At 65.1% G+C, this 433-nt stretch carries 1 protein-coding gene and 1 pseudogene; both read left to right on the top strand.

Features of this window, described 5'->3' with window-relative positions; translation table 11 throughout:
• Positions 1 to 274: pseudogene (locus EXE41_RS18830) on the top strand (amino acid ABC transporter permease); the annotation flags it as partial.
• The coding region (locus tag EXE41_RS19965; RefSeq protein ID WP_137691812.1) for an ATP-binding cassette domain-containing protein at positions 271 to 433 on the top strand (163 nt) is incomplete at its 3' end. The pseudogene EXE41_RS18830 and the gene EXE41_RS19965, both read left to right, overlap by 4 nt.

Raw genomic sequence — 433 nt, 5'->3', positions numbered from 1 at the left:
CCGCTACGTCGTCGTTCCGCAGGCGCTCCGCCGGTCGATCCCGGGGTTCCAAAACGAGTTCACCATCGTGTTGAAGGACACGAGCATCGTCTTCGCGATCGGCCTCGCGGAGCTTCTGACCCGCGGCTACGACCTGTTCACGGAGCAGACGACCGCGGTCCTCGAAGTCATCCTGTTCATCAGTGCCATCTACTTCGTCCTCACGTTCACGACGAACCGCGCGCTCGATTACCTCGGCACCCGCTACGCGATCCCGGAGGGTGAGTCGGCGTGACTGACGACGGCTTCCTCCGCGTGAGCGAGGTCTCGAAGTGGTACGGCGACGAGCAGGTGCTCGACGAGGTCTCCTTCGGGATGGACCGCGGCGACGTGACCGTCCTGATCGGGCCGTCCGGCTCCGGGAAGTCGACGATGCTCCGCTGCGTCAACCGGC

It is taken from the genome of Halorubrum sp. SD690R, from assembly GCF_005435035.1.
GTDB classification, from domain to species: domain Archaea; phylum Halobacteriota; class Halobacteria; order Halobacteriales; family Haloferacaceae; genus Halorubrum; species Halorubrum ezzemoulense.
The sequence above is the reverse complement of the archived record's forward strand: the minus strand, read 5'-3'. Positions and strand labels throughout refer to the sequence as shown.